Annotated in this window: 7 protein-coding genes; 6 read left to right on the forward strand and 1 reads right to left on the reverse strand. The window is 46.9% G+C overall.

The window, feature by feature from the left end:
- The coding region (locus tag AC4E7D_RS11195; protein ID WP_490173880.1) for a site-2 protease family protein at positions 1–622 on the reverse strand (622 nt) is incomplete at its 3' end.
- Between the two features lie 114 nt (positions 623–736).
- Here AC4E7D_RS11195 and AC4E7D_RS11200 point away from each other — a divergent pair.
- From AC4E7D_RS11200 to AC4E7D_RS11225, 6 genes are all read left to right on the forward strand, one after another.
- Positions 737–1,348, forward strand: coding sequence for a flavin reductase family protein (locus AC4E7D_RS11200; protein WP_490173881.1), 612 nt, complete (start codon positions 737–739; stop codon positions 1,346–1,348).
- A complete protein-coding gene (locus tag AC4E7D_RS11205) occupies positions 1,345–2,517 on the forward strand; it encodes a M20 family metallopeptidase (RefSeq protein ID WP_490173882.1) in 1,173 nt (390 codons plus the stop codon). The genes AC4E7D_RS11200 and AC4E7D_RS11205 overlap by 4 nt, the downstream gene beginning before the upstream one ends.
- Positions 2,517–3,539, forward strand: a complete 1,023-nt coding sequence (locus AC4E7D_RS11210; RefSeq protein ID WP_490173883.1) for a hypothetical protein — start codon at positions 2,517–2,519, stop codon at positions 3,537–3,539. Before AC4E7D_RS11205 ends, AC4E7D_RS11210 begins: the two co-directional genes overlap by 1 nt.
- Positions 3,540–3,632: 93 nt before the next feature.
- Positions 3,633–3,923, forward strand: a complete 291-nt coding sequence (locus AC4E7D_RS11215) for a zinc ribbon domain-containing protein (RefSeq protein ID WP_490173884.1) — start codon at positions 3,633–3,635, stop codon at positions 3,921–3,923.
- 120 nt (positions 3,924–4,043) lie between these two features.
- The gene (locus tag AC4E7D_RS11220) at positions 4,044–4,652 is read left to right on the forward strand and encodes a hypothetical protein (RefSeq protein ID WP_490173885.1); all 609 of its coding nucleotides are present in this window, start codon (positions 4,044–4,046) and stop codon (positions 4,650–4,652) included.
- A 119-nt stretch (positions 4,653–4,771) separates the two neighbouring features.
- Positions 4,772–5,375: SPFH domain-containing protein (locus AC4E7D_RS11225; RefSeq protein WP_490173886.1), on the forward strand; the 604-nt coding region annotated here is incomplete at its 3' end.

The following is a 5,375-nucleotide window of genomic DNA, read 5'->3' on the forward strand; positions in this document are numbered from 1 at the left end:
AAAATAAACCCATTACGAAAAACACCACTGCCAGGGTTTGCCCCAGGGTGGCTGCGATTTCCGTGGCCTTGGTCCTACTCATTTTAAACGCCAGAAGGGCGCGTAAAACGCGTCCCCCATCCATTGGAAAAGCTGGGATAAGGTTAAAGGCTACCAACATGATGTTGGCGATAAGTAGATAGAAAAGCAGGGTGTTAAAGCTGGGAGCAGTAAGCAATTGTTCCAGGTTTTCAGCATCCATACCCAGGTAGGTCCTCAGGGGAACCACGAGGAGCAACAGAAGGGCAATCACTACATTAACGGCGGGTCCGGCCAGGGCTACCAATAATTCCTGCTGTGGTTTTTCCGGCATTTTTTCCAGGGAAGCTACCCCCCCTATCGGCAGGAGGGTAATTTTTTGTGTGCCTATATTAAACTTTCGGGCCGTAAGAGCGTGGCCCAGTTCATGGAGCACCACACATAGAAACAGGAACAGGATGAGGGAGACATTCATCAATGCAGAGTTCAGATCGCCACCTCTTCTGATATCCAGATAAACCACCCAGATCAGTAACAAGGTGAATGTCCAGTGTACTTCAATTTTTATCCCCGCAACTTTTCCAAGATTAAGTGCTCCTTTCATGTCTTTAATTTACATGAAACTACCCACAATACCCAATTTTAGCAATGACAAAGATCATTCCCAAACTCTTCATCGTGCTTTATTTTTGATAGACATATGGTTAAAGGAATCAGGATGGATGTTATTAATGAACAACATTTGGCACAACTGAATATAAAACAGTCACTCTGGGATCAGGTGTTCACTATTGCGCCCCTTGTGGTCGTGGGAACCCGCGAAAATAAAGGCTACGACCTTGCTCCAAAGCATATGGTATGTCCTATTGGCTTCGGACCTTATTTTGGTTTTGTATGCACCCCCAGGCATGGCACCTTTCAGAACATCCGGAATACAGGGGAATTTACTGTTAGCTTCCCGAAACCAGATCAACTGATATTTACTTCCCTAAGTGCTGCTCCCCGACAGGAGATGCAGTCCAAGTCTGATATGGTGCTGGGCTCCCTGCCGGTGGTAAAGGCGCTGGGGATGAACGCCCCTTTGATAGATGGTGCCTATCTGTACCTCGAATGCCGCTTTTACAAGATCCTTGAGGGCTTTGATGACTACGCCATTATTACCGGTGAAGTTGTAGCAGCTTATGCAGATAAGGAATATGCCCGTACCTCAGAGATGGATGAGCAGGAACAGTTACATAAAAATCCTTTGCTGGCCTATGTTGCTCCTGGTCGGTTCGCCCAGATCGAACAAACCTTTAATTTCCCATTTCCAAAAGATTTTCACCGATGAGAAAGGCGGTAACCACAGTATCGGAAATACAAACCTTTCTGCAGGCGCATGAGGATGAAATGCTTGACTTTCTCAGGGAACTGGTCGAAATGGAATCCCCATCAAGAAAAATAGATGCACAGCACATTGTGCTGGAATGGCTCAGGGAGCGCTTTGAAGCACTCGGGTATTATGCAATACATCGCTTTGGCAGGCAAACCGGCGGCTATTTATATGCCCGACCCGGAAAGCGAAATAAAAATAAGCCCATACAACTCCTGATAGGACACTGTGACACCGTATGGCCTCAAGGCACTTTGAACGAGATGCCGCTATCCTATAAAAAAGGAAAAATGAAAGGCCCCGGGGTCTATGATATGAAGGCCGGACTAACACAGATCTTTTATGCCCTGGCAGCGGTGCAGAGCATGCCCCTGCTGCTGGAAGTAGACCCGGTAGTGATAATCAATTCCGATGAGGAAATCGGTAGTGGAGAATCCACACCCATCATCAGGAAACTCGCCAGTATAGCCAATCGCGCATTTGTACTTGAACCACCCCTCGGACTGGACGGGAAGTTAAAAACGGCACGAAAAGGGATTGGAAGGTTTACCATTACCGTCAAGGGCAAAGCAGCCCACGCCGGTTTGGACCCTGCCAAAGGGATCAATGCGATTGTGGAACTCTCCCATCAGGTGCAGCAGCTATATGCCATGAACGACCTGGAACGGGGAATTACTGTGAATGTGGGGACTATTGAAGGGGGTATTTCCCCCAATATGGTCGCTCCGATAGGCAAGGCCGTAGTAGATGTTCGGGTGCTCCTGGAGGAAGACGGGGAGCGCATTACCGAAAGGATAAAAAATCTGCAACCACAGCACAAGGATGTGCAGATACGGGTAGAAGGGGGTATTGGCAGGCCTCCAATGGAGAGAACAGAACGCAATCAGAAACTTTGGAAGATAGCACAAATTCAGGGCCGGGAACTGGGATTGGAACTCGAACAAGCTACCGCCGGTGGTGGTTCTGACGCCAATACAACCAGCCTGTATACGGCAACTCTGGATGGCTTGGGTACACCGGGAGACGGGGCGCATGCCTTGCACGAGTTTATTTTTAAGAGCACACTTCTAGAGAGAACGGCCCTGCTGACCTTGTTACTCACTACGAACCCATTAAATACAAGTTGATGAACCATAAATATATCTACACTTCACTAACACGTATATCAGACCTTGCCACAAAGCATTTTGGTCTGAAAAAATTAGACAGGGACCAATGGGAGACGGGGGATTACGTCGCGTGCAGGATCCTGGATCCCGGGAGCAACAATATTCTCACCCTGGAGCTTCCGACCGGTCGGATGCGGGGGATAATAGGAGGCGAATCCATCATCGGAGCACTTGGCGAACGCTTTGCCACCCTCGAAGCCACCGGGACCTGGCGCAAGGTGGGTGAAGATATGAAAATGCACGTCCTCACCGCTGCTGGTTTACTGGGGAAACTCACGTCTAAATCGGTTTTTATCCCCAACATGATGGAGGTAGTGTATCTGGGACATGTAATGCGGTATCGCAACAAGGTGCAAATGAAGGATTTTGTAGCCCCTATACCCATAGTCCCCTTTAAAACTCCGGTAATACTGTTTACTGGTACCTCCATGTCTGCAGGTAAAACAACTTCTGCCCGGATTGTGACCAACCTGTTTAAATTGGCAGACTACAAAGTGGTGGGGGCCAAACTCGCGGGGGCAGGTAGGTTTAAGGATATCCTCGCCATAAAAGACGTTGGGGCCGATGCTGTTATCGACTTTGTGGATGTAGGCCTACCTTCATCAATTAGCCCTAGAAAATTATTCCGGGAACGCATTGCCCTGCTTTTGAGCCATGTGCAAAATGAGAATGCGGATATTGCCATTTTTGAAATAGGGGCCTCACCCCTTGAACCCTATAACGGGGATGTCGTAATCGAACTGATTCGGGATCAGATAAAGTGTATGGTGCTTAGCGCCTCGGATCCCTATGCGGTCTACGGCATAATGAAGGCTTTTGACATTGTTCCTGATATAGTCACTGGTATTACTTCAAATACACTGGCTGGTATCCGTATGGTTGAAAAGCTTTGTGGGGTAAAGGCCCTGAACCTGATTGATTCCAATTCCACCCGGCGACTTAAAAAGATTCTTACCGAACGCACTGGTCTACCGCTATAGCCGGTGCTTAAAACCTGACAAGAATCATATGTCCATAGCCTTGTGGATAGTATCTTGTTTACATCAAAGCATACTAACTTATAGAGAACTGTAATGAAGAACACGGATATTAATATTTGCCAAAGTTGTGGCATGCCCTTGCGGAGTATATCTGATTTCGGGACCTATGCGGATGGAAGTGTAAATACGGAGTATTGCTTTTACTGCTTTCAGGACGGACATTTTACAGATCCAGAAAGTACCCTGGAAGAAAAGATGGCCCGAAATATAGCGATTGCGCAAAAACTGGGTATGTCCCGTAGGAAAGCACATCAAATGGCCAAAGCTGTAATTCCCGGGCTTTCGCGCTGGCGCAGGAAGAAAAAGGCTACAGCGAAGGAATAATACGCGTCTTGGTCATTTGGTCAAAATACCAGGTCCGCCCTACGGCTTAACGAGGAATCCAATATGCAATTTTTCCAAATTCCGCCCCGGCATAACTTATTAATACTTCCTTTATTGGGGATGGCGGGATTCGTGGTGCTTTACATTCTGGCTGCGGTGCATTATCCAGGGGGTTCCTGGATAGATCCGGGCAAGGTGGGATTCAGTTTCTGGAACAATTATCTCTGTGATCTCCTCGATGAGGTGGCGATTAACGGGCAGATGAATGCAGGACGGTTTTATGCAAGGGCTGCCCTTGGGGTTTTATGTGTGAGTTTGTTGTTCCTTTGGGTGAATCTACCCTTCCTGTTTCGCAGCAGGACCTGGAGTACCTGGGCAATGTGGGTTAGTGGGATTTTAGCCTTTGTCACCACCATGTTGCTCTCCTCAGGAAAACATGACATAACTGTGCGGATAGCCGGCCTTTTTGGGGTAATTGCATTATTAACTGTCTTTGCTGAGTTACGAAGGGCAGGCTATCTGGGGCTTATGCGATTTGGATATCTCTGCCTATTCATTTTCCTGGGCAATTATTATATCTATGAAACAGGTTCAGGCATCCATAGCCTGCCTATCATCCAGAAGATAACCTTTGGTTGTTTTATCATCTGGTTTGTATGGTTAGACCTTACTTTTTACCGGTTCCTGAAGAACAGGGTAAAGGATAGATTAGGCATGGAAAAAGTTTGATAAGCAGGTATTTATCACGGGAAAATACTGGGTGTTGACCCTAATAAATTGTAAATTTAATAATGAGGTAATCCTGCGGGATTCCGTGTCGCCATATATTAATTCTTAAACCGTAAACCATGAATCCAACGTACCTTTTGCTCATCGTGCTGGGCTTGATCCTGTTAGCCGGTATTCGCGTTATTTACGAGTACAAACGGGCCTTAAAATTCCGATTTGGAAAATATGTTAAAACATTAAATCCAGGCTTTCGCTGGATAATCCCCATAGTGGAAACCATTCAGGTGGTAGATATACGGGTGATTACGATAAACATCATTTCACAGGAGGTGATGACCGAGGATAATGTACCCTGTAGTATAGACGGAGTAGTGTTTTTTAAGATTTACGATCCTGAAAAAGCAGTGCTCGAAGTGGAGGAATTTTCCTTTGCCATCACCCAGTTGTCCCAGGCTGCCCTCAGGGATGTTTGCGGTAAGGTAGAGTTGGATACCATTCTTTCCAAGCGTGAAGAAATGGGGAAAAATATCAAAGCTATCGTGGAGGTAGAGACCCATGAGTGGGGGATCGAGATCATGGATGTTAAAATCAAGGATATCCAGCTTCCGGAGAACATGAAGCGGATGATGGCTAATCAGGCTGAGGCTGAACGTTCCAGAAGGGCCCGGATCATTCTGGCAGAGGCCGAAGAACAAGCAGCAAACAAATTGCTGGAAGCCGGAT

This window comes from Lentiprolixibacter sp. (assembly GCF_982873095.1).